This window comes from Butyrivibrio proteoclasticus P6B7 (assembly GCF_000622085.1).
Lineage (GTDB): Bacteria > Bacillota > Clostridia > Lachnospirales > Lachnospiraceae > Butyrivibrio > Butyrivibrio proteoclasticus_A.
On sequence record NZ_KK211395.1, the window covers coordinates 34,045 to 60,340 of the forward strand.

At 44.7% G+C, this 26,296-nt stretch carries 16 protein-coding genes; 15 read left to right on the forward strand and 1 reads right to left on the reverse strand.

Going from position 1 to position 26,296, the window contains the following annotated elements; translation table 11 throughout:
• The first annotated feature begins 87 nt into the window (after window positions 1-87).
• The 15 genes from T541_RS0116690 to T541_RS20150 all read left to right on the forward strand — a co-directional run bounded on the left by T541_RS0116690 (window position 88) and on the right by T541_RS20150 (window position 25,085).
• The gene (locus tag T541_RS0116690; RefSeq protein ID WP_026653711.1) at window positions 88-1,686 is read left to right on the forward strand and encodes an alpha-L-arabinofuranosidase C-terminal domain-containing protein; all 1,599 of its coding nucleotides are present in this window, start codon (window positions 88-90) and stop codon (window positions 1,684-1,686) included.
• A 516-nt stretch (window positions 1,687-2,202) separates the two neighbouring features.
• Complete coding sequence (locus T541_RS0116695) at window positions 2,203-3,690, forward strand: hypothetical protein (RefSeq protein ID WP_026653712.1); 1,488 nt, start codon at window positions 2,203-2,205, stop codon at window positions 3,688-3,690.
• Between the two features lie 8 nt (window positions 3,691-3,698).
• A complete protein-coding gene (locus T541_RS0116700; protein WP_026653713.1) occupies window positions 3,699-5,264 on the forward strand; it encodes a hypothetical protein in 1,566 nt (521 codons plus the stop codon).
• The gene (locus tag T541_RS20915) at window positions 5,245-7,602 is read left to right on the forward strand and encodes a response regulator (RefSeq protein WP_026653714.1); all 2,358 of its coding nucleotides are present in this window, start codon (window positions 5,245-5,247) and stop codon (window positions 7,600-7,602) included. The genes T541_RS0116700 and T541_RS20915 overlap by 20 nt, the downstream gene beginning before the upstream one ends.
• Before the next feature lie 94 nt (window positions 7,603-7,696).
• The gene (locus T541_RS0116710; protein WP_026653715.1) at window positions 7,697-8,299 is read left to right on the forward strand and encodes a response regulator; all 603 of its coding nucleotides are present in this window, start codon (window positions 7,697-7,699) and stop codon (window positions 8,297-8,299) included.
• 226 nt (window positions 8,300-8,525) lie between these two features.
• Window positions 8,526-16,166, forward strand: coding sequence for a hypothetical protein (locus T541_RS0116715; protein WP_026653716.1), 7,641 nt, complete (start codon window positions 8,526-8,528; stop codon window positions 16,164-16,166).
• Between the two features lie 97 nt (window positions 16,167-16,263).
• On the forward strand, window positions 16,264-17,964 hold the full coding sequence (locus T541_RS0116720; protein WP_026653717.1) for a hypothetical protein: 1,701 nt from the start codon (window positions 16,264-16,266) through the stop codon (window positions 17,962-17,964).
• 322 nt (window positions 17,965-18,286) lie between these two features.
• Window positions 18,287-18,469, forward strand: coding sequence for a hypothetical protein (locus T541_RS0116725; protein WP_026653718.1), 183 nt, complete (start codon window positions 18,287-18,289; stop codon window positions 18,467-18,469).
• A gap of 466 nt (window positions 18,470-18,935) precedes the next feature.
• Complete coding sequence (locus T541_RS20140) at window positions 18,936-20,324, forward strand: dicarboxylate/amino acid:cation symporter (RefSeq protein WP_081780007.1); 1,389 nt, start codon at window positions 18,936-18,938, stop codon at window positions 20,322-20,324.
• A 563-nt stretch (window positions 20,325-20,887) separates the two neighbouring features.
• A complete protein-coding gene (locus tag T541_RS0116735; protein ID WP_026653719.1) occupies window positions 20,888-21,661 on the forward strand; it encodes a ZIP family metal transporter in 774 nt (257 codons plus the stop codon).
• A gap of 18 nt (window positions 21,662-21,679) precedes the next feature.
• A complete protein-coding gene (locus T541_RS0116740; protein ID WP_026653720.1) occupies window positions 21,680-22,306 on the forward strand; it encodes a flavodoxin family protein in 627 nt (208 codons plus the stop codon).
• Between the two features lie 78 nt (window positions 22,307-22,384).
• Entirely contained in the window at window positions 22,385-22,669 is a 285-nt protein-coding gene (locus T541_RS0116745) for a Nif11-like leader peptide family natural product precursor (RefSeq protein WP_026653721.1), read from the forward strand.
• A 72-nt stretch (window positions 22,670-22,741) separates the two neighbouring features.
• Window positions 22,742-23,398, forward strand: coding sequence for an ankyrin repeat domain-containing protein (locus tag T541_RS20145; RefSeq protein WP_051538321.1), 657 nt, complete (start codon window positions 22,742-22,744; stop codon window positions 23,396-23,398).
• Between the two features lie 72 nt (window positions 23,399-23,470).
• Window positions 23,471-23,647 carry a hypothetical protein gene (locus T541_RS0116755; RefSeq protein ID WP_026653722.1) on the forward strand — a complete coding sequence of 59 codons (177 nt, stop codon included), beginning with the start codon at window positions 23,471-23,473 and terminating at the stop codon, window positions 23,645-23,647.
• Between the two features lie 4 nt (window positions 23,648-23,651).
• Entirely contained in the window at window positions 23,652-25,085 is a 1,434-nt protein-coding gene (locus tag T541_RS20150) for a family 43 glycosylhydrolase (protein ID WP_051538322.1), read from the forward strand.
• Between the two features lie 46 nt (window positions 25,086-25,131).
• Here T541_RS20150 and T541_RS0116765 read toward each other — a convergent pair whose 3' ends face one another.
• Complete coding sequence (locus tag T541_RS0116765; RefSeq protein ID WP_026653723.1) at window positions 25,132-26,178, reverse strand: WYL domain-containing protein; 1,047 nt, start codon at window positions 26,176-26,178, stop codon at window positions 25,132-25,134.
• Between the last annotated feature and the right edge of the window lie 118 nt (window positions 26,179-26,296).

Sequence of the window (26,296 nt, forward strand, 5' to 3'; positions counted from 1 at the left end):
CACGGATTGCGATCTGGAAGAATTCGGATCACGCAATTGTCAGCAAATTGAATCGCTTTGCAACAACTAGTTTTGGGGAGGTAGCATATGGCACAGAATGCAAAGATTACAGTACATCCAGCCTACAAGATTGGGGAGATCTCAGATAGACTTTTTTCTGCGTTCCTTGAGCCCATTGGCACGATGGTGAATGGAACGATGTTTAACCCTAAGCATCCAACAGCTGATGAACAGGGCTTTCGCGGAGATTTCATAGAGGCAATCAAGAATACACACCTGCCTGCGGTAAGGCTTCCAGGCGGTAACTTCGTGTCTGCGTGGCAGTGGAAGAATTCCATTGGCCCTATGGCGCAGAGGAAGGGCGTGCTGGATCCTGCTTGGCATCAGTACTACACCAACGAAGTGGGGCACGATGAGTATCTGCAGTGGGCAGCCAAGGTTGGCACAGAAGCCCTCTACACAGTGAACATGGGCACTGGCACAATCCAGGATGCCATGGATCTTGTGGAGTACACTAATCACGAGGGCGGCACCTACTGGTCTGACCTTAGAAAGAGCTATGGCCACGAGGATCCTTACAATGTGAAGATGTGGTATCTGGGCAACGAGATGGATGGCCCATGGCAGCTAGGTTCCTGGAGTGCAGATCCAGAGGGCTACGGCGTCAAGGTTCTCGAGACTTCCAAGGCCATCAAGTGGATCGACGAAACAATAGAAACAGCGGTGTGCGGCTCCAGCGCTCCTTTCATGGAGGGATTTCCAGCTTGGGATGAGTCCGCACTTAACAAGTGTTACGACGTGGTGGACTATGTCAGCGTTCATCACTATCACAGCGCACCTCCCGGAGACATCAAAGCTCTCCTTGGCGGCGCACTGTACTACGAGGACTTCATCAACACTGAGGTTGCCATGATCGACTACGTGGCTTCCAAACACAGATCTCCTAAGCAGGTCAATATTTCTTTTGACGAATATGGAGCAATGATCAGGCCTCTGGAGGCATTGCATCCGGGCTATGGTCGCTACAACATGGCCAGGAACCACTACAGGTTCGACCCAGACAGGCACTATGTTCGCCACGATCCTGACAACATGCCTGAGCGTCAGTTCCCAGGCGGCGACATGCTTCATGCTCTTTCAATGGCATCAATTCAGCTTGCGCTCTTACGTCACGCCGACAGAGTTAAGATTGGCTGCATGACAGGTGGACTTCCAGCCCTTGCTGCATCCAACCACGATCATGTGTGGAAGTCAGCTTCCCATCACGTTTTCATGGACCTTATCAAGTTTGCCAAGGGCACAGCCCTGGACACCAAGGTGGAGAGCGAGACCTATGACATGCCTGGCTACGCCATCGAGGACACATCACAGTACACCGGCAAGGAGGGCGTCAACTTCATCGACTCAGCCAGCGCTTGGGATCAGGAGCATCAGCGCGTTACTGTCTTTGTCATCAACAGAAACGAGGACGCAGAGTATCCACTCACCGTGGACTTGAAGGGCTTCGAGGGCTACAAGGTCGCATCCGTCCACAGCATGCAGACTGATGATCTTGATAAAAAGAACTCTTATGAGGATGAGACAGTGATTGTTCCTGAGGAGAGAAGTGATTACGAGCTTGTGGATGGTGAATTTAAGATGTATGTTAAACCACTGTCTTGGAATGTGCTTGTGTTTGAGAAATAAGAGAGTTAGAAAATGAAAAATGGCAATCGCACTGAATATCAGCGTGGATGCTTAGATTGAAATTGCGGGTAAGGAGTATTGAATCAGTACATCTTATCCGCAAATTTAGTTTTTGAGTTTTGGTTTCGAGAAAGTGATTTGCGAAAAATACAGAAAAATCGCCCTTTTTTCAAATTTTGCCGTAGTGGTTTCCTTGTTTCTTTCTAGAATGAATGTCTTGTAGATAATACTCGTTCGCTTTTTTGTAGATAGGGACACCTTCTCTATTCTCCGTTAACCATTAAATGCTATCCCATATATCAGTACAGAAAAAATGGACTTTTTTCTTATTTTACCGTAATTTCCCTTGGAAACTATTTTTCTCCAGAAAAAACTTGCGGATAGGGGGTGTTGAATCACCACATCTTATCCGCCCAGCCTCACACAATTTCCAACCACAACTATTGCGATATTCCGTACACTTCTGCTACAATAGGAAACGGAAAAACGTTTTCTTTTCTCAAAATGAGGTGGGTTATGGGAATAAAGAAACTTGGCGAAATCAAGCTGGCGCAAAGGGGTCTTGCACTGGCTCTTACTGCTGTGCTCGTGGCAGCACCACTATGTGTTGGACTTTGGAGACAAAGCCTTAGCGAGAAACAAAATCTTTCTGAAAATCAGAATCTTACTGAAGAGCAGCTTGAAATTCTGAGTATAATCGATGATCTCCCTAGAATACACAATCTTGCAGACGATGCGTATCTTTCTTTTGTTGACTTTAACAAAGAGTCTAGCCTTATTTCCGAGGTGGAGATCAAAACCCTGAAACAATATATTGATGAGGCTAAAGAGGTGTGTTCTTCATACCTAAGAGATGCCTATGACAATTATGGAAATCTTATCACTAATAAGGAAAAGCTTGATACTAGCTTGGAGATTGTTGATAAGAGTCTGACTGATGCATATTCATATATGGAGGAAGCTGAAAAATTATCAGGACGTGAGCATGATATATTGATGAAAAAGGCATCCCATAAAATACTACTTGCAGAGAATGTTTTCATGATTTCTAGAGAATACTATGAAATAGAAAATACTAACCTCAACCTTTTTATGCTTAATTGTGATAAGTGTAGAACTGCGCTTAGCAGAAGTTATGATAAGATTGAGGTTTTCAGAAAAAAACTTAAAAGACCAGAAAATGCAGACAAAGCAAAAGATATCCTGTCAGATATTGTAAGACTGGATCAAGAGGTTACAAAGAAAGTAGAGGCAGGAGAGGATTATACAGAAGATGCAAATGAGCTGGTAACAAAGCTGATGGCATGGAGAGTTTATGAGAATTGTTTAAATTATAGAGAAGATGCCACATTAATAGAGTATAAGAATGGTTCTATCACAACTGATACAACACTAACTGTAATAGATGAAAATGGCAGAGGATTGGAAAAACGTTCAGAAGTAGAATATAAGTGTGTGATAGTAACAATTAAATTTGAAGGTGACAGGCACCCATACGATTCAAAAGTCAAATATGATTTTAGAGTTTGTGAGGACGGGAATGTACAGATTTGGGATCCTACTAATACTTATTCAAAAACAATATTGTACGAATCCAAAGCGGAAGTAGAAAGAATATCTGCATTTTTTGATGCAGATGATGGGACCATAGCTGCTGAAAGTAGATTAGGAGAAGTAAGTGAGAATAGCGGTCATGCGTATATGAACGGATCAGCCCGTTTAATGGGAAATCTCAGTGAGATAGAATTGGCTACGTTTTTTGGCGATGATGTTCCAGATTACTATGTTAAGATGCAGGAATATGATAACCAAATAGCCCAGGCAAAAGCAGCAGCTCAGATGGAGAATCCTCTACTAAAGTCCATTACCAAAGACACCGTCCCTCTTTCATCCGGTGCAAGTCTTCCAGGAAACAAATACATATTACTTCTAGTATTGATTGGAGCAGTTGTTTTGGCAACAGTAGTTGGCCTGAGGTTGTTGGTGAATCCTAAGAAGTCATGAGGTGCATTATGGAAAAAAAGAAATTTAGCATCGATACCCATTGGAAGCAGATTCTGGCTTTGTTTATGTGCGTCATTTTAGTGGCCACAGTTGGTGTGGCGTCATTTAGCACCAAAGGGAAGAGTTTTGGCAGGCTCCAGGCCCGCGATGAGATGCAGGGCGAAATTGTTGAGACCATGGAGTATTATCAGGAGCTCTATGATCTTGCGGAAGTGGTTATTGCAGAGTATTCCAAATTAGATGAGATCTCTGACATCGTTTATCCATCAGATGTGGAAGCAATGAAACACGATCTGAACTGGATAGAAGAGGAATGCAATAAAGACTTGCGCACTGCCTATGACAAATACACAGAATACCTGGATGAGCAAAAAGAGCTATCTGATAAGTTTGCCCTCATAAGGAAGAACGTACAGGAAGCAGATGAGCTGATGGAGAAGGCAAGTACTTCCAATAATCCGGATAAATATATAAATAAAGCGCAGAAAAAGCTTTTGGCTTCAGATGAAATTTATACAAGCGCCGAAGGCCTTGTTGGAGATGTTAGTAAAACAAAAACAGCAGTTTTTGATGAAATGGCAAATGCCATTATAAAGTTGAATAGCTATGGTGCTGGCTTTATGTTTTGGGATAAGCCTGTACGATATGGAGTGAATGAAAGTACAAGGGAGTTCTATGAAGATATTTTGAAACTGTATGCGAAGGTTAATGATCAAACTCTATCAAGGGACGATCATACGCAAGCTGTAGAGGAGCTTGTCCAGAAGTTGGTGGCTTCTAGTGCCTTCATTAGGTATTGCAGAAATACTTCTGATGGCTCAGCTTGTACACTCGAAAGCTATAAGTATTGTTCATCATATGATAAGTACGTTGGCTATAAAGAAGATGAAAATGGTAATTATGGGCCAGTGTATGAGACGATAGAGCAAAATAACATGGAAGTGGCGGTTGGGTTTGCCTCTTTTGGGGTAGGTACAATACATTACTTTTACCAGTATGTAGAGGAGGATGATGGAAGAATAAAAATCTGGGATCCAGTAAACGACTGTGCTGATAGACCGGCATATTTATTCTATGCAGATGAAGAAATTGCCAAGATTAATTCATTTTTAAATCCGGATGAAAAGGCCATAGAAGCAGAAAATGCACAAATAGAGACCGTAAAGACGGCGTCTAACGCTTGTGCAATGGTATTTAGAGATTTATATATCAACATCGGGTCTCCTTTAGTAAACTTTAGAGATACCACTCTCACTTACGACTCCGACCTCCAGGATCTCTCCACCCTCCTCAACCAGGCCAAGATCCGCGCAGGCCTTGAGCCATCCGATTCCACCGATGACATCCTGAACATTGTTGCCAACAATTCTCCAGCAGTGGTGGCTGACAATGTTGAAGCCGATAGTAATATCCAGACCCTTGAAGATTCCCAGATTCCGATGGCTTCAACAGCCAGAAGTTCTGGTAGTGATTATGCCCTGTTCTATTTAATGCTTACAGCCTTTGCTGTAGTGGCCGTTGTCGGCGTTGTTCTTAACCTGTCGGAAAAGAAATATGAACAAAATCCTAGATAAGATTCTAAACTTCTACAAAAAAGAAACGGAACTGGACATTATCTTTTTCAAGCTCCTGGGAACAGCTGGCGCCATCATCTCTCTTGTTGGCGCCATTCAGTCTGTTTTTACGATCACAGATTTATCCGGCTTCGCAATCAACATGGCGGCGGCCCTGGGCAGCATCGCACTGATCTACTTCGTAGACCGCACCGGCCATTACCTGCTTGGATACCTCATCACCTCCGTGGTGATATTCATGGGGCTTTTTGGCATGCTCTTTTTTGAGATGGGCGGCCTCTACGGCTCCATGCCCTATTTCTTTTCCTTCGGAATTCTGTTCACCCTGCTGATGTACAGGGACAAGCTCCTGATATTCATGGAGATCCTCCAGGTGTCCTTCTACGTGGCAATCGCCCACGTGGCCCACATGCACCCTGAGCTGGTGAAGCCCTTCGACACACCGGCCAACCAGTTCTTCGACCAGATCTCCGGAATCGTCATCTCCAGCATCGGCATCGGCGTCATCTTCATGCTGTACATCTTGGAATACCGCAAGCAGCAGCGCCTGGCCCAGGAATCCAGTAACGCCAAAAGCGTGCTCCTTGCCAATATCAGCCACGAGATCCGAACTCCCATCAACATGCTCCTTGGCATGAACGAGATGATACTCCGGGAAGCCGAGAACAAGCAGATCGTGGAATATTCCCAGAACGTTGATGCCGCAGGTAGACAGCTCCTTTTCATGGTCAATCAGTTCCTGGACCTGTCCCGAATCGACATGGGCAAGGAGGAGCTCTTCGAAGAGAAGTTCAATTTAAAAGACCTGATCGATATCCTCCAGGGCTACTACAAGAAGGAGGCTGACAGTAGGCGCCTTGAATTCGTACTGGACACAGACAAAAACCTGCCTAAGTTCCTGATTGGCGACGCCCGTAAAATCACCCAGATACTGATGAATCTTTTATCCAACGCCTTTAAATACACCAAGGAAGGTATCATCGTCTTCAGCGTCTTAAAGCAAGCCGAGGACGACGACACCGTCACCCTGCACTTCGAAGTTTCCGACACCGGTATTGGAATCAAGAAGGAGGACCAGGACAGGATTTTCCAAAGCTTCGAAAGATCCGACATTGTCCGTAACCGCGGCATCGAGGGCACCGGCCTTGGCCTTGCCATCTCCGGCAACCTTGCTAAACTCCTGGGCACCCAGATCCAGGTAAAGAGTAAATACGGCGAGGGCAGCCTTTTCTGGTTCGACCTAAAACTTAAGAAAACCACCGGCATAGAGGGCGAGCGCTCTTCCGACGATACCTTCATCGCTCCCGACGCCCAGATCCTTGCCGTTGACGATAACAACATGAACCTGACGGTTCTTAAGTCCCTGTTAAAGCGCACCATGGTCAAGATTGACACCGCTCAGTCCGCCCAGGAGTGTTACGACCTCTTTGGTAAAAGAGCTTACGACCTTGTCCTCATGGACTACATGATGCCTGACATTGACGGAATAGAGGCTATGGAGCACCTTCGCGCCATGGATGAAGCAAAGGGTAAGAAGACCCCAATCATCGTCCTTACCGCCGACGCCACTCCCGATCGCCGCAAACTCTTCATGGAGAAGGGCTTTGATGACTACCTTCTTAAGCCTGTGGATGTGTCACTTCTTGAGAACGCCCTCATCAGGCACCTTCCGGAATCTATCGTCACCATCGTGGAGAAGGCCGACCAGCTCCAGGTTCCCGAGGAACTTATTGAAGAATTTACCAGCGACCTTGCTGAATACGATATTTCTTTTGACATGGCTATGAAGCACCTAAGCGGCGACATCATGCAGTTCGTCAGGATCGCCCAGGTCTTCGTGGACCGCACCGATACCAGTATCGATGAGTTAAAAGAGCTAATTCAAAAGAAAGACTACGAAAAAGCCGCGCTGATCATACACTCCGTGAAGGGCAACTCCGGAAACGTAGGCGCAGAGGACCTTTACTACAATGCAAGGCGTCTTGAGAGGCGCGCTAAAGATAACGACGGCGATTACGTGGAGGCGGCTTCAAAGCTCTTTTTCATGGAATGGGAGAGGGCGAAGGAGGGGCTGACTACCTTCCTTACTGAGTTTGAGAAGATCAGGCCAACTCTGGAGTCGGAGGATCAGGAGAATCTGAAGGCTCTTGATGAGAGCATGCTGGTGGATCGGCTCATAGAGGCCATCAGTAACGGCAACCAGGCTCCGGCCCTTAAGTACATCGACGAGCTGGCGGCCAAATCCTGCGACAGCGCTGAGATCGGCGCCATCAGGGATGCGGTAAAAGACATTGATTTTGACAGGGCGGAGGAACTGGCCCGGTCGTTAAAGAGGTAACCAAAGGATACTTTTTTATTGAGGGTAGACTACTATGATGGAAGTGAAGAAACCTGTAAAACGCGATAATTTGGATTCAAATTCGGAGGCGTGGATGGAAGGCTACCGAATTCTCTGTGTTGATGACGATATCAATATGCTAAACACCATAGAGGACATACTGATCAATACCGGTTATAGTGTAAGCCTTGCCAAATCAGGGAAGCAGGCCCTTGACTTCATCAGAAAGGGCATTGGCTATCAGCTGGTTCTTCTTGACGTGGACATGCCAGACATGGACGGCTATGAGACCTTCAGGGAGATCCGAAGCCTTGAGCAGGGCAGAGGTGTGCCCATCATCTTCCTGACAGCTATGGATGGAGCGGACTTTGAGATAAAGGGCTTTGAATACGGCGCTGCAGACTACATCACCAAGCCCTTCGTTAAGAGCGTGTTCCTGGCGAGGGTCAAGAACCGCATTTCTACGCCCCTTCGGCAAAAAGATATACAGACTGACAACTACCGTAAGCTGGCAGGAAAGCTCACAGACCTTGAGCTGAAGGTTTCCGAGTACATCGCAGAGGGCCTCTCCAACCAGGAGATTGCCGAGAAGACCAACTACTCCTACGGCTACATCAAGCGCGTGGTTTCTGGAATCCTTGAGAAGACGGAGATGGAGAAGAGATCCGATATCAGGCAGTTCCTGAAGGGCGAGTAAATAATAGTCATTGAATCGTGGATATAGATGAGATGATTCTATATGGTTTACGTATATTTATAAATAATTGAAACTCATGGAGATAGTTCTTTTAACAGGCTAAAAGAACTATCTCTTTTTTAGTTGGGGATGAAAAGAGGTAACCAAAAGATACTTATTTTTATACGGCAAATTGTTAAGATAGACAGTGGGTACGAAACGTTTTTTATGAGAGGCGGTAAAAAATATGAAAAAGAGGTTCTTGACTAAGTTGCTTGCCATAGTGATGAGTGTCGGACTGGTACTTCATCCAGTGGCTGTTTATGCAGAGGATCCGGTAGAGGGAGACGTGCCTGCTACCATTCTTGACGTGGACCAGAACGAAGAATCTGGCGATGAGTCCGGCGGCTCAGGCGATGGAGCTGGCGTAGAGGATCCAGATCAGGATCCTGACTACGTGCCAGAACAGAATCCAGAAGATAATCCTGATTATGTGCCTCCAGTAGACAATAACCAGGATCCTAACGCTGCGCCTTCAAATAACCCAGAGGAATTAGTGGGTGATGAAGATGACGATGATGATGAGTCTGACGCGGCAGCAGAGCAGGATTCAGCAGAGGGCGAAGAGGACGCTGAGGAAGAAGAGGAAGCTCTTTTAACACTTGGTGCAACTAGAGGGTTTCTCGTAAATATCAGTAACATGAGAATAGAGGGCGATTATATTCTATGGGACGAAGTAGGTGGCGCTGGGTACTATAAGCTTGAAGTTGCTGGACATTCATCAGTTGGCTTGGATCGCTTGATTAATTTGAGATCTAAGTGCGAATATTGGAATCTTGATTATGGTACATATGATGTCACAGTTACTGCTCTGGCGCAGAGTGGTGAAAAGGTTTCAAGACCATGTACGGTTAGCTATACCTATGCTCCAGAAAAAGAAACACTTCCAGAGCTTCAGAATGTACGCATCGAGGGAGACTACTTATACTGGGATCTTTTAGATGGCGCAGATATGTACACTGTCACAATAGGTGGGCAAGGTGATAATTGCAATAATTCGCCTTTGAATCTTTATGATGAGTGTAGTCATCTTAATATGCAACCAGGAACTTATGAGGTAAAAATCGTTGCAATCAATATTGACATGGAGGACCTGTCAGAAGAGGTTGTTGCAGGAGAGTATACCTATAGTGAAAAAGCTGAGAAAACTCTGATAAAGACCGTAACTGTACAGACTGATGCAAGTAGTATTGCAAAAGAAGATGGTGAGACTTCTACTGTACAGATAATAAGCGTTGATAGACCGGAAGTGATTGTAGAATTCAATTCGTGGGTTAAAATTACTGATGATGGAAAAGATCAATTGGATTTCGGAAATACATTTATTACAGGTAAGTACAGAATAGATCTTTCGGTTAGTCTTAAACCAGAGTATTCAGATTCATTTGAAATAGATGAAGACTTACTACTTGTAATTGATGGCGTAGCTTGTAAATGTTACATCATCTATGACTGGAATGGAGAAATAGAATACTGTTTCAGATCTGAGCCATATATAGTTGGAGACATTCCGACTCCAACTCCTCCTCCAGAACTTCAGAATGTTCGTATAGAAGGAGATTACTTATACTGGGATCTTTATGATGGTGCGAATAGCTATTATATAACTATAGGTAATGACATTAGAGTTACTACCTCTGGTTCGTCTTATGATCTTTATGAGGAGTGTGCGCACAAATATGCAGACCCTGGGACTTATGAAATAACAATCGTTGCAAAGAGTGGAGACGAGTATATTACAGAAACTGCTGCTGCAGGAGAATTTATCTATAGCGGAAATCCTACAGTGCATGTTGAGGGAGATGTTGCATACTGGAAGGCATCTTCTGATGCTGTGACATTCTATCTTGAAATTATAGGTCATTATGGAAGCGTAAATCTCGACAGCAGGTCTTATAATCTTGCAGATTTTTGTTACGAGGCTAAATTGGAAGCAGGAATCTATAAGATGCGTCTCAGTGCTTACAATTCTTCAGGTAGTACTTATGGATCATGTGAGTTTGATTATACTTATGTACCTAGGAAAACTTGGGTTAAAAGCATATCTGTACGTTCTAATGCAAGAAGTATTATGAGAACGAATGGTCAGACTGACGGTGTACAGATAACAAATAATGATATACCGGAAATAGTTGTAGAGTTTTCTGGGTGGGTTAAAGTTCAAGATGATGGAACAGAGCAACACTATAATGGTTCTACATTTACTCCAGGTAAGTACAAAATGAATCTTACAGCTTCTTTTGATAAGGAGAAGTATGGGGATTTAATTGAAATAGATGAATATCACATACAGCTTTTTGTTGATGGTGTAGCTTGTTCTAATGAAGGTAGAGAAGTATCTTATGGAACAAAGTATAAATACTTTTTTAAATCTGCAGAATATACGGTTAATGATGCTACAACTATACTTCCAAAGCTTCAGAACGTTCGTATAGAGGAGGATTACTTATACTGGGATCTTTTAGATGGCGCAGATTTATACAATGTGTCTATAGGTGATGTGAGTGATAACTACACAAAATCACCAGTGAATCTTTCTGATGCATGTGAAAACTTAGGTATAAAACCAGGGACTTATGAAGTCAGAATTGTTGCAATTAATGGCGACATGGATGACGTATCAGAGGAGGCTGTTGCAGGAGAGTATGCCTATAGCTATAAAGAAAAGATTGAGATAACAAGCGGATCAGCTACTAGCAATATTGCTGATATTCTTGTGGCTCGTCAAAATGTTGCTTATCCTACTTTTAGTAGCGATGATCATTTGAAAGTAACTCCGTATTATTGGCAATATCTAAAAGATGGTAATTGGAAGGATTATGATAGTGAGATTTTTAGGGCGGGAAAATATAGATTGATGGTTTCTGTATTGCCAGATAGTGGTGATTATGAAATCAATGGAGAAATACAGTTTAATGTTAATGGAATAGGATGGACATATTTTGGAAACGTAGTTGATTCTAAAGCGAAAGTTATAGGTAATTATTTCTTATCACCTGAGTTTACGGTTGAAAAATCAACTACACTTGTTGAGCTTCAGAATGTTAGCTTACAGGGAAAATATATATATTGGGATGAAATTCCTGATGAAATTGCAGATGTCTTCAGGTATGAAATAAGTGTTGCTGGTAGGACTTGGTGGACATTCCATTCTCCATTTAATATCAGGGAGATGTTAGATGAAATAAAGAATGTAGAAGACCCTGATCTTGAATATGGAACCTATACCGTCAGCATTGCTGCAGTGGATTATGATTATATACCAGTTTCAGAAGCATATGATTTAGAGTACACATATAAAGAAAATACACTTCCTAATCTTCAGAATGTCCGCATAGAGGGAAATTACTTATACTGGGATTCTCTGGATGGTGCAGAGATATATAAAGTTTCTGTAGGTACTAAGAGTGATAACTTTGGAAGCTCACCTGTGAATCTTTCTAGTGCCTGTGAAGATTGGCGTATGGTACCAGGGAGTTATGAAGTTAAAATCGTTGCAATTACAAGTGACATGAATGACGATTTGTCACAAGTGGCTGTTGCAGGTGAGTATATCTATAACTATAAAGAAAGGATCGAGATAACAAGCGGATCAGCAACTCACGATATTGCTGATGTTCTTAAGGTCGGCCAAGATGTTTCTTATCCTACTTTTAGTAGTGATGATCATTTAAAAGTAACTCCAAATTATTGGTTATATTATGATGGCATTAGATGGTACCAATATACTGATGCGACATTTAGGGCAGGAACATATAAATTGAGGGTTACTGTAGTACCAGATAATGATGATTATGTAATCAATAAAGAAATAGATTTTTATACAAATGGAGAGAGATGGACATATGAAGGAAAAGTATCTGGTTTTGTGTCGAAATTAGGAGGTAATTTTTTATTATCGCCTGAGTTTACGATTGATAATACTACAACTACACTTCCTAAGCTTCAGAATGTCCGCATAGAGGGAGACTACTTATACTGGGATCTTTTAGATGGCGCAGATATGTATAATGTTGCCATAGGTGATGTGACGGATAACTATATAACATCACCTGTGAATCTTAATGAGATGTGTAAATCCTTGGGCATACAACCAGGGACTTATGAGGTCAAGATTGTTGCAATCGATGGTGACATGGATGACCTGTCAGAGAAGTCTGTTGCAGGAGAGTATACCTATAGTGAAAAAGCTAAACAAGTCCTGGACCTTAGTACTGTGCACGTTGAGGGAAATCTTTTATATTGGGAGACTTCCCAAGAATCATTAGGATACAGGCTTGATATTGGTGATGACCTGAAAGCGATTTTTGTCGATGGCATGCCTTTTGACCTTGCAGATTGCTGCCATGATAAGGGGCTGGAGGCAGGAGCCTATAAGATGAGGTTCTATGCGCTTGATACTAACCACAAGTATACAGAAGCATATGAGTTCGAATTTAATTATGTTCCTAAGAAAACCCTGATTAAGAGTGTATCTGTAAAGACTAATGCAAGCGACATTGCGAAATTAGATGGTAAGAGAACAGATGCACAGGTAACAAATAGCGAAACACCAGAAGTAACTGTAGGATTCTATAGGTGGCTTAAAGTTAAAGATGATGGAACAGATCAATCCTATTACGGAACTACATTTACTCCAGGCAAGTACAGAATAGAGCTTACAGCTTATCTTGATCCAGACTACGCAGATTCATTTGAAATTGATAAAGGCTTACAGCTTGTAATTGATGGAGTAGCTTGTGACTATTACACAGTTATTGTTTGGAATGGATCAAGAAATGTTTACTACTTCAAATCTGGTGAATATACAGTTGAAGATACTACAACTCCTCTTCCAGAGCTTCAGAATGTTCGCATTGAGGGAGATTACTTATATTGGGATTCTATAGATGGCGTAAATAATTACATTGTTTCTATAGATGGTGTGCGTAGTAACTATGGACAAGCACCTGTGAATCTTTATAATGCATGTAAAAACTATGGCTTTGAGCCAGGAACTTATGAAGTCAAAGTTGTTGCAATTGGTGGCAACTTGGAAAGCTTATCAAAAGAGGCTGTTGCAGGTCAGTATATCTATGGTCCAAAAGGAGTTACTGAGATAACAAGTGCAGATGGCACTCACGATATTAATGATATTCTTTTGATTGGCCAGAATACTGTCTTTCCTACCTTTACTAGTAGCACTCACTTACAAATAAATTCACTTCAGTGGCAAATATTAGAAGATGACAGTTGGAAAACATATGGAAAATCAACTTTTGTGCCAGGAACATATAGATTATTGGTTTCTGTATTGCCAGAAAGTGATGACTACAAAATTGAAAGAGCAATAAAGTTTGTAGCTAACGGAGTGAGCTGGGAATATGCCGGAAATGTGGTTGATACCGACGCTTCAGTCATAGGTAATTATTTCTATTCACCTGCGTTTACAGCTATGGATCCTTCAATTACGCTTACAGAACTTCAGAATGTCCGCATAGATGGAGATATGCTCCGTTGGGACGCAGTTGAAGGAGCCTCAATGTATCGAATTGTTGCTGTTGAAAGAACTGAGTGGGCAACGGGAACTGAGTTTAATGTTAGAACCATGTTTGATGCTATAAAGAGCAGTGACCCTGATCTTGGATATGGAACCTATATTGTCAAAATTACTGCAGTGAATAGTGATAAAACACCACTTTCAGAAACGTATGAGATTAGTTATACATATACCTACATACCTGGAAAGACTGAGATAACAAGCGGAACAGCAACTCACAACATTGATGAAATTCTCAAGGATGGCCAAACTGTAGCTCTTCCTACGTTTAGTAGTGATGATCATTTAAAGGTAACTCCATTCTATTGGCAGTATCAAGATAACTATATGTGGAGCCAGTATAATGAGGCGACTTTCAAACCAGGAACATATAGAATAATGGTTTCTGTATTGCCAGATAGTGATGATTACGCAATCACTGATGAAATAGAGTTTTATGCTAATGGAGAGCAATGGACATTTAATGGAGTCATAGTTGGTACTGATACGAAAGTTATAGGAAATTATTTCGTATCACCTGAGTTTACGATTGGAAATACTGATCCAGAGCCAGAAAAGACAGTTATTTCCGAGATTAACGCAACAAGTGACATTTCTGATTTTATGGTGGATGGAGGACAGCTTAAGATACCATCATTCACATCAGATATGGATGAATATGTTACATTCTCAGGCTTCTTCTGGGAGGTTAAGGACGGCGATAACTGGAAGATGGTTGGAAACAGCGGACCAGTTTCAGAGGGAATCTATAGATATACTACGTATGTATATATTAAAAGTAGTGCCTCTAAGACGCACAGATTCAGTACAGATCTAGCTCTTTTTGTTGACAATCAGGAATGGACCTGCTCTGGCATGGTCGATAATAACGGCGACTTGCCTGTAATGGCTTCATTCACCTCTCCTGAGATTGAGGTAAAGGGCAGCTCAACACCTGATCCAGAGCCAGAAAAACAGGCCCTTACATCTGTTACTGCAGCCAGCGATTATTTATCATTGGCAAAGTATGGCGGAACAGTGCAGGATCCAAGCTTTGATATCGCTGAAATTAAGGCATCAGAGTCTGATGTCAGCGGAGCAGCACCTATTACAATTTCAGGCCGCTGGTACAGAAAAGAAGGAAATGCCTGGGCTGAGCAGCTAGATGGAACATTCACAGCTGGCACATGGCGCTACGAAGTAGATGCAATTATCAATAGTGATGCTATTGAGTCATATGAATTTGACTCATCATTTAAGCTCACAGTTAACTCAGAGCAGTGGCAGGAGATCTTTGGATTTGGTGGCCAGTCTGCAACTGAGAGAACCTTTATTTCAAAAGAGATAGAGATTAAGGAAGACACACCAGAACCAGTGCCAACTGAGATTTCAACAGTAAACGCTACAAGTAATATGACAGATCTTTTTGCAGATGGTAAAACAATTGACTCTGGCGTGAAATACACTGTTGATGGCGGATATGCGTCAATTACAGGTATGTATTGGCAGAAATACGTTGAAGGCAATTGGGAAATTGCTCAAAGATATGGTAACGAGTTTAATCCTGGAACATACAGAATACAGGTAATCGTAACTGTAAATGATGCTGATTACTATCTGGCAGAGGATGTTGGGCTTGTAGTAGATGGCGTGAATTATGTATTCCAGCAGGCTGGAATTCGCAATGGATCATACCTTATGAATGCATACTTCGCTTCTCCAGAGATGGTGATCAAGGACAGCTCATCAACTGGTGGCGATGACAACAACGGTGGCAACAACGACAACGGTGGCGGAAACCAGTCTAACCCAAGCAGTAACCAGGGCGGCGGCCAGTCATCAGGCGGATCTTCAGGCGGATCATCTGATGGTGAGATCCCAGCCGATGCAGTAACAATCACAACAACAGCAAGTGCTCCTACAGGAACAGATGCAGCAGGTCCTGCAGTCCTTGGTGCTAGCCGTAATAACAACGCAGCTTCAAGAACAGTTAAGATCAAGAAGGGCAAGCTCACAGACGCTCAGTTCAAGAGAATCATCATCGAGAATATCATGAAGACTCCAGATGGCGGAACTCTTAGAATTGAGACAGAGTGGATCGCATGCTTCGACAGAGAGATCCTGCAGGCCTTCGCGAAGAAAGCAACCATCAACCTGGAAGTTGTATTCCCATACAAGAAGTCCAAGATGACGGTTCTTATCCCAGCAGGCTTCGATATCAACAAACTTCTTGATAAGAATGGCTACTGCGGATTCCTTCGCCTTGCATCAATCATTCCTGCTAAGACAGAGGATAAATTTGAAGGATAAATAAAATGACAATGGGGACGGTTCTCTTTGACTCATTTCGATGGGCAAAGGGAGCGTCCCCATGCTGCTTTTTTAGTAGTACTGATGGGAGATTTATATGAGGATTTTGGTTAAAAGAATTATCACAATCATGCTGACTGCTCTGATGGTAGGATCCATGGTGGTTGCCTGCCTTAAGGAGGATGCTGTGGAGACCCCGGCTGATGTCATAGATGTTTTTCCAAACTATGACAAGCTGACCATGGATATGGAGGATGCTGATGCCAAGATCTATCAGGTCTATGCGGCATTGATGGAGGTAAGCAATGAGGTAGGGGCTCATCCGGAGTGGCGCAAATATAATGATGGTGCTGAGGATATCATGGATGTGGCCACTTACGTGGAGCCGTATAATGGAGGGCTGACCACGGCTCAGATTGACGTGCATTCTGCAGGCTGCAGTAAGGAGCGCTATGTGGAGGGTGAACAGGAGCTGTATCGCGGTCTTAAGAAGTTTGATGTGAAGATGGATTATATCAGCAAGCGCTTTGACCAGGCTAATGAGGCAGTTCTTTTACCTCAGATACCAATGTTCCTGGGAAAGATGCGTATCAACAGCGCCAATCAGGACAGCCAGAGGCTCTACGACTACTTCCTGGGAATGCAGCAGAAGAAAACTGAACATGACGACTACCTGAATAAAGTTATCCGGAGTACCAGCGAGACCATGGCCTCTCTGAACTATCTGGATGGATGGACAAAGGGCTACATTGAGGACATAAAGGAGCCCAATGAGTTTGAGCTTCGTAAGGAAATCGTGAGGCTTAATGAGCAGCTTCAGAATGATATTGCTACGGGTGGGAACACTGATGAGTGTGTTGAGGAACTGGCTTACGATCTGGTTGCTCTTAATCTCTGCACATACCTTCGAGAAAAAAGGGGAGTGGATGTGTTTACTTTGGATGAGGTTCCACCGCCACCAAAGGTAATTACAGGCTATGAGACGGATGAGAATGGTAATTATAGTCAGGATGAAAATGGTTATCCCATTCCGATTTATTCATACTTAGGCACTGTCAATAGTTGCCAGGTAATTGGAGAGCATTCAAGCGGTAGTAATACTGAGTATCCAGCTAGTTATACATACAAATATGAGCTTTATCCTGATGGCAATCTGATTATTTATACAGCAACCATGAAGAATCAATATGGCTACATCACTTTTCCTTTTGTTCCCACAAATCGTGATAGGGATTATGAAGCAAGAATTGGTTTTTTTCCATCGCGCTATAATACACTTGCAAGATATGTCGCCTCAGTGGTTGCCAGTGACGTAGAGCTGTTAATGGAGTCAAAAGATGTAATTCCTGACATTGAGGAAGAAGTGTACTGTTACACCGCATATATGGATTCCGTGCTGGGTCTGCAGTCCAGGGTAACTGAAGCCATGGATGCTGTTAATGGGGTCAGGGATGGCGTTGATGGACTTAAGAAGGACATGGAAGATCTCTATGAGCAGGACAAAGCCGCTCTAGATGGGGCCTATGGAAGACTCACTGAGCTCAAGGCGGCAGCAGGCATGAAGGCTGACCTGCAGGAGGATCAGGACGAGGATAAGATAAATGTGAATAATGTGGCTGCTGGGAATGTTGGTGGGCAGCAGGATGCGAGCAATGTGGAGATTGAAGAAGACGCAGTGCCGCTGATTGCAAGCCCGAGGCTGTCTGGAAGTAATCTCTTTATGCTGCAGATTATAATCGGTGCGGCTGCGCTGGCTATTGGAGTGGGTGTTGGAGCGTACTTTACGGGGAAGAGGTGAAGAATTGAGAGTTTTATGCCTCAGGAGAAGATTTTTTTGCTCCTGAGGCATACATTTTGCGGATGATGGAGTGTCTGATCAAGAATTGTATGCCTCAGACGGAAGATTTCTTGCTCCTTAGGCAAATATCTTGCAACTGGAATTTTTTCTGATCAAATATAATTCAATATAAAAGAATATAATTCAATATAATTGACTATAATCCAATATAATTCACTATAATTGACTATAAAAGGAACTATCTAGCTCTGTTCAAGGGGTTATGTGGGTTATAGCATACTATGTATCAAATTTGAAAAGCTTTACTTTGAGGGGGAATAATATGAGCGAAATCAAATATCATGTTGGGGATATTACAAGGTTGCAGGTGGATGCTATTGTGAATGCGGCTAAGATAGCTCTTTTAACAGTTAAGGAATGGATCGGGGAGCATGCGGACTACGAGATGGAAGTGACGATCGTGTGCTTCAGCGAGGGTGTTCATCAAAGTTATCGCAAGCTATAAGCTTCATGTATTGGAAATGGGGCGCGGGGCGAGGTACTATGATTACAACATAAAAAAACCCAAACAAATAAATCTAAAACATTTCAAGTATTACCAAATCTTACGAAAGGAAGGCATGGACATGAACAACATCAGAAATCGCAAATTCGAAAATATGTGTTGTCGAATGACAAAAACCCGGGCATCATATATGGCTGGCGTGTTGTCACATCGATGTTCACGCCTGGACGCGTAAGAAGTAACTGTAAACAAAGCGTATGCCATATGGCCCGGAGACTCATTCGTCTTCGGGCTATTTCTATGTAATAGGAAAATCCTATTACATAGAACGCTCCGCTGTGGATGTGCACTCGCGCGTAATGAAAATGTTGCATAGAATGCAACCGCGCTCGGCACAAGAATGTCGCAAGCGACATTCTATCACGAAGCAATGTTTGGCAATTTTAAATAAGGGAGGGAAAGGATTATGGAAATCAATATTTTGGAAATTGGCGCATTACTAACAACGATTGTACTATTTGGAATTTTGTTTTTTCTTAAGAAGAAACATGTGGGCTTCGGGATCAGAACCCTGGTGGCAACTGCCTTCGGAGTGGCGGTAGGTTTGATATTCAAGGAGAACTTCAGGTTGGTTGCGGCTTTTGGAACTGTATATGTGAATGCACTTCAGGCATTTGTGATTCCGTTGTTGCTGTTCAGCGTGATCTCAAGTATCACAAATCTCGGAAATCAGGTGAGGCTTCACAAGGTGGGACTTAAGTCAGTACTTTTCCTGCTTCTGAATACGCTTACTGCAAGTGTTCTTACTTTGATCGCAGCGCTTTCACTGGGACTGGGCAAGGGCTTTGAGTATGCGGTTGAGGCCACAGAGGCAAAGGAAGTTCCAACTGCTGTGGAGGCTATTGTAGCTCTTTTTCCTAAGAACATTGTGAATGAGTGGGGCAGCAATACGGTTGTGCCAATCCTGATATTCGGCTTGGTTGTTGCACTTGCGTACAATAAGGTTGCTAGAAAAGATGAAACTGTTAAGCCATTTAAGGCGTTTGTGGACGCCGCAAATAAAGTACTCGGCAGGGCTGTCAGCTTCGTTGTTTCTTTTACACCTTATGCAGTTACAGCGCTGATCGCAAGGGCTGTTGGACGCAGCAAGGTTGAGGATCTTTTACCACTTCTTTCTGTGCTGATCGTGGCTTATGTGCTGAGCGCAATTCAGATCTTTGGCGTAGAGAGCTTGCTGATAGGGCTTGTTGGAAGGCTCAATCCGCTTACTTTCCTTAAGAAGATCGCACCTGCAGGAATTGTGGCTTTCACTTCTCAGAGCAGTGTTGGCACGCTTCCAGTTACAGTTAGCAAGTTAAAAGAGAATATTGGCGTGGATGGTGATGTGGCTGCTTTCACAGCTGGACTTGGCGCAAATCTTGGAATGCCTGGATGCGCAGGTATTTGGCCAGTGCTTCTTGCAGTGTTCACTATTCATCAGCAGGGAATTAGCTATTCTGCTGGGCAGTACGCTTTACTGATCGCACTTACACTTCTTATTTCTATCGGAACTGTGGGAGTTCCAGGAACTGCAACTATTACTGCTACTGCTTTGTTCACAGCGGCTGGGCTTCCGGTGGAGCTCATCGTTCTGTTCTCACCTATATCTGCAATTGTAGATATGGCAAGGACTGCAACTAATGTGGTTGGCGCTGCTACAGCGACAGTGCTTACTGCCAAGACTGAGGGGCTCTTGGATGTGGAAAAGTACAATGCGAAGGTTGTGGAGGTTGCTGGTGAAGAGGTTGAGGTGACTGGCGAGACTGCTGGTCGCGAGGGGGCTGGCGTTGGTGCTGGTTCGGAGACAGCGGCTTGAGGGGGCTGTGTAGTATTAGAGGAGACTGAAAAAATCGGAATGGATATGTGTCTGCGGAATTTGCGGATAGGGCAGAGTGAATCAATGTTTTTATCCGCAAACTAAATATTTGAAGAGGGGCTTTTAGGAGGCTTGCGGATAAGATGTGTTGATTCAATACATTTTATCCGCAAGTTTTATGTTTAAAAATGGGGTTTTCAAAAGACTTGCGGATAAGGGTTAATGATTCAATACATTTTATCCGCAAGTTTAACTAGATGCTGAAAGCATGAGATTAAGATTTGCGGATAAGATTTAATGAATCAACACTCTTTATCCGTATGGTCTACGAAAAGCTGATTTAAAAACTGGGAAAGTTGCGGATAAAAATATGAGCAAATCAAATCTTATCCGTACATGATAAGATTTAAGATCGGAGTAGAAGAGCCAGGTCGTAAAAACTTATATTTTTCGATAACTGTTGAACCCATCGCAGTTAATCAGTAATATAAGAAAAAGGGGATTTCTAGAGTATTCAATAGTAACTAATTTCAAATGCAAACAGATGTGGAAAGGACAAATCTATGTGGCAGATCATCTTAATTCCATTCATCGGTACAACTCTAGGTGCAGCCAGCGTTTTCCTTCTTAGGAAAGGGATTGGCGAGAAGATGCAGCGCGCGTTATCTGGCTTTGCATCAGGCGTAATGGTGGCGGCATCCTTCTTTAGCTTGCTGTTGCCGGCTTTAGACCAGACTGCAGAGGAGGGCATGGGAAAGCTGGGATTCATCCCTGTTTCCATCGGCTTTGGCATTGGAATGCTGTTTCTGCTTGTGTTGGACGTGTTGACGCCCCACATGCACATGGATAATCATGAAGAAGGTCTCAAGAGCGGCCTCAAAAGGACAACTAAGCTGGTTCTTGCAGTGACACTTCACAACCTGCCTGAAGGAATGGCGGTTGGTATCGTCTGCGCAGGCTGGATGTACGGAAACACAGCGATTACCTTCACAGGCGCACTGGCACTGGCTCTTGGTATCGCGATTCAGAACTTCCCTGAGGGCGCAATTGTTTCTATGCCGCTGCTTGGAGAAGGTGTGCCAAAGGGTAAAACATTTCTTTATGGCATGCTGTCTGGAATAGTGGAGCCTATCGGATCACTGCTTGTGATCGCAGCTTCAAGCTTGTTGATTCCTACAATGCCGTATCTACTTAGCTTTGCGGCAGGCGCCATGATATATGTTGTTGTAGAAGAGCTCATCCCGGAGATGTCCGAGGGCGAGCATTCAAATATAGGAACCATCGCATTTGCGGTGGGATTCATCCTGATGATGGCTCTGGATGTGGGCCTCGGGTGATAGATAGGAGGTTTCAAAATGGCAAAAGTACTGATACTTAACGGAAGCCCTCATGCAAACGGCTGCACAGCCACTGCACTTGACGAGATGATCAAGGTTTTTGAGCAGGAGGGGATTGAGACTGAGCTTATTCAGGTGGGCAACAAGGATATTCGCGGTTGCGTAGCCTGTGGTTACTGCTCTAAGAATGGCAAGTGCGTGGTAAATGACCTGGTTAACGAAGTTGCGCCAAAGTTCGAAGAGGCAGATGGCCTCGTGGTGGGAAGCCCAGTGTACTATGCTTCTCCAAACGGCACCATTCTTGCTTTCATGGACAGGCTCTTTTACAGTACCTCTTTTAGCAAGCAGTTCAAGGTGGGCGCGGCAGTGGTCAGCGCTCGAAGGGGCGGAAACACTGCGACTTTCGATGTTCTCAACAAGTATTTCACCATCAGCGGCATGCCTGTGGCCTCCAGCACTTACTGGAACCAGGTTCACGGCTTCACTTCTGGAGATGTGCAAAAAGATCTTGAGGGACTTCAGACAATGCGCAATCTGGCCAGGAACATGTCCTTCATGATCAAGGCTTTTGCTGATGCCAAGGAGAAGTATGGCCTGCCAGAGGTTGAAAGAGGCGCATTTACAAGTTTTCCAGACGGAAAGTGAGTAATTCCGCGGAAGATTGTGGATAAGGCTAGCAGATTAGCGATGATTTGTGGATAAAGCAGACAGTGAGGAGGCAGCATGAGCATTGCGGATAAATTGGAAGTTCTTTTAACAAAAGCAAAGGCGGACGAGGCGCTGAAGGAGAGACTCCTGGCGACTAGAGATGCGAAGGAACCGCTGGCGGAGTTCTGCAAGATCGCGCAGGAGTGCGGCGTTGATGTGACTGTCATGGACATCGTCAATCAAGGCGAGGAGTTCTACGCTGAGATCAAGCGCAGTACCAACGGTGGCGGCGAGAACTCACCAGACCTGGAGTTCCAGAATGATGAGTACTCTATTTTCATGATGCGACTTGGGGAGTGATTCTATGAAGACTGTGAACGTGGTGCCGGCGGATCGGGAGCTGGTGGAAGAGATCAAGGAGAGTATGCGAGATTGAAAAAATTGTTTCTTGCCATAAGGCATGGGGATTTGGAGCAGGTAAAGGCGCTGATTGAGAAGAAGCCTGAGCTTGTGAACTGCGTTGCGAAGCAGCCGCCCAAGAAGGATGACGGGCAGTCGCCTTTGATGGTTGCTTTGAAGATAGAGCAGCATGAAATTGCGAACTACCTGATAGATGCGGGGGCGGACTTGAATTTCATGGAGTCTGAGCCTTGCTGCGGTGTGTTGAGGCAGCCGGTTTTGTTTGATGCCATCTGCAACGCGGTTATGTGTTCCAGGTGGAATACCTATCATCATGCGTGTGGGCTGGAGGTGCGTTCCACTAAGGAAAACTTCGATGCTGCCTATGCTCTTTTGGAGAGGATGCTGAAAAACGGGGCGGATATTCATGCGGTGGATTCATACGGTTTTTCGGCAATTTGGCATTTTGCTTCGGATGCAAATGAGATTTTGCCGGGGTATGAAGATGCGGAGAAGCGCATCTACGATGACACCAGGAAGTTCACGGATGAGGTTCGCGAGGATCTGACGAAGGTCTACAAGCTGCTGGTTGAGTACGGCGTGGATGTGGATTATGTTAGCCCTACGCTGCACACCACGGTTCGAAAGTTCCACCATGGGCCGGTGCTGGAGATACTAAATGCTGAATGAGATAATCAGCTCATTGTTGGCAGAGTCGTGGTGAATAATTGGAACATAATACAAAGAGAAAAAGGAGCAATTATGGAAACTTGGTACTATGTAGTTGAGAGTATTGACGGAGATTACGCTAATCTTCGAAGAACTGATATCGAGTCATCAGATCTTAAGCTGGTTGCGAGAGCTCTTTTACCAGAGGGAATCGCAGAGGGCACACAGCTTAAGTACGAGCTGATGCAGTATTCAATTGTAGGAGAATGACAGGATGAAAGAGTTTGTTAAGGGAGCGAATCCCTACATGCCGCTCTGGGAGCATGTTCCGGATGGGGAGCCCAGGGTTTTTGAGCACGATGGGGAGAAACGTGTTTACGTTTATGGATCCCACGATATAGAGATGGACAAGTATTGCGGCCGCAACTACGTGGTTTGGTCCGCGCCAGTTGAGGATTTGACGGACTGGAAGTATCACGGAGTGGCTTACGAGACGCACTATGACTCGATTTTGTATGCGCCAGATGTGGTAAAGCGAGGTGACACCTACTATATGTACGCCGCAGAGCGCTGCGGAAGCCTTGTGGTGGTGGCTAGCGCCAAGACACCTTGGGGACCTTTCGAAAATCCGGTGGAAACTAAGCTGGGCTTTGATCCAGGTGTGCTGGTGGATGACGACAATCGCGTTTATGCCTACTGGGGCGGTTGCGCGGCGCCATGCTACATCGCGGAGATGGAAGATGACATGGCTACCATCAAGGAGGAAACTCTTGTGGAGAATCCGCTTGGTCACTCGACTTGCCCTTGGAACCCCGTGGACGATGGCCACATTTCCTTGATTGATGCTTTCTTCGAGGCTTCAAGCCCTCGCAAAGTAATGGGCAAGTACGTCTACATCTACTCAAAGCGCTACGAGAAGCCTATTCCTGAGCTCGGCGTTCATGAGCCCTGCAACGGATTTTTGTCTTATCGCTTTTCCGATACACCTTTCGGCCCCTTCCACGATGGCGGCGACATCAGCTTTAACGGCGGCGAGATCCTCAAAGACAGTGAGGGCCACGGCACCATGACATATCAGTGGGGCAACAACCACGGCTCAATCATGGAAGTGAACGGAAAATGGTATATCTTTTACCACCGCCAGACCGGCGTCAACGAGTACTCCAGACAGGCTATGCTGGAGCCAGTCGACGTGGCCATGGGCAAAGACGGCCTGCTCTACATCGGCGATATCAAGTACCTTGACGGGGAGCCAGTTTCCTCCAAGCCAGTGGAAATGACATCTCAGGGACCACACATCAACGGAATCGACGCTCGCCTCTGGATTTCTGCAGGATACGCCTGCCACATTTTTGGAAGCCGTAAAAGAGCTTACGTTAGACCTGCCTATGATCAGCGCGACGACCTGTCTACGCCAATTGTGGACATCACGGATGGCACAACCGTGGGCTTTAGATATCTTCAGTTTGGCGGTAACGCGCCTAAGACCGTAACCGTGGCCCTGGAAGAGGCTAAAAGAGCTATCGTCAGACTCCGCCTGGATTCCTACCGCGGCAGAGTTGCAGCCGAGATGACTTTTGACGGAAGCAGCAAAGAAGTGACAGCAGCGCTGAATGCCGGAATTATCGGAAAACACGCGGTTTACTTTGAGTTCGTGTCCGAAGATCCTGATGAGAGCTATGCTTTCGATAGATTTACATTTGATTGAGAATTTGATTAGTGATGAAAACAGCTGATTGCGGAGTGATCTGCAGTCACTTGTTGTACTCGCGAAGCGCGTAGTAATAGTACTTGCGCAGGCTCTCCTTCAGGGAAAGGGGCTTTATGACGATGGCGTCGCGGCCGAATCTCCTGAAGTAGTCCTCCAGCTGCATTTCAGGCCAGTCGAAATAGTAGAAGTTTCCTTCAATCTTGGAGACTTGTGGCCTGTTCTTGGTAATCATCTTGAATTTTTTAATTCCATATTCGTTGAGGCGGATCTTGGCCTTAACTGACTTTGCAACCGACTGAGGGCTCCGGATGGCTTTATCCTGGAGCTCTTTTTGCATGTCTGGATCTACGGTGAAAGCTCTATCTGTGACAAAGACGCTGCGAAGCCTTGAAATGCGGAATGTGCGAGCTTTTCTTGACTTGCGGTCCACACAAAGCAGGTAGTTGCACTGCTCCTCCTTGGAAGGGGCCACAATGTAAGGCTCCACGGCAAAGAAATGCTTCTCCTCCGCAGTGGTGTTTGTGAAAGTCAGGACGCTGTGGGTCTTCAGAGCTCTATCGATGTCTTCGTAGGTGTCCTTGAAAATGATGGCCTCGCGCTCGCTTCGTGGGATGGACAGGTAGGCGTTGAACATGTCCTTCAGGTACTGGGACAGAGAGATGTCTTTTAACATGTTGGCCTCGATGATGCGCAGGGTCTCCAGGGACGCGCCGCTGACAGTCAGGGTGAGAGCGGTGTTCTTGGATGGCTTGGTGGCGCGGGCTAGCTCTTTTGACGGAGCCAGGGCCATGGCCGGGTTGCGGGTGCTCTGGGCACGGTCGTTGTTGATGTATGTGCTGACAATCTTGTCCGCCAGGGCCGCTGCGGCTTTGCCACTGATGTTGGCAGAGCTGGTCAGGTCCTCAATTATGCTGCTGCGAAGGCTCTCGCTATCGCGCCTGTACTGGTCGAAGTAGTTGACGATCAGCTCCTTCAGGAAGGCGTTGAGGTTCACGGACTCGTCCTGCTTGGTGAACTCGAAGAGCTCCGCGTCGTTGATGAGCCTGGAGCGGGTTTCTTCGGATAGGTAGATTTTGTATTTCTCAGTCATGCGGTACCTCGTGGTGTGCTCAGATCTTTGATTGGAACTCTGGCGATTGTGCTCGTGTAAGCTGCGCTTGGGCAAAAGAGCTATGTTTTGCAGATTTACCCGTGATGCAAGCAATGTG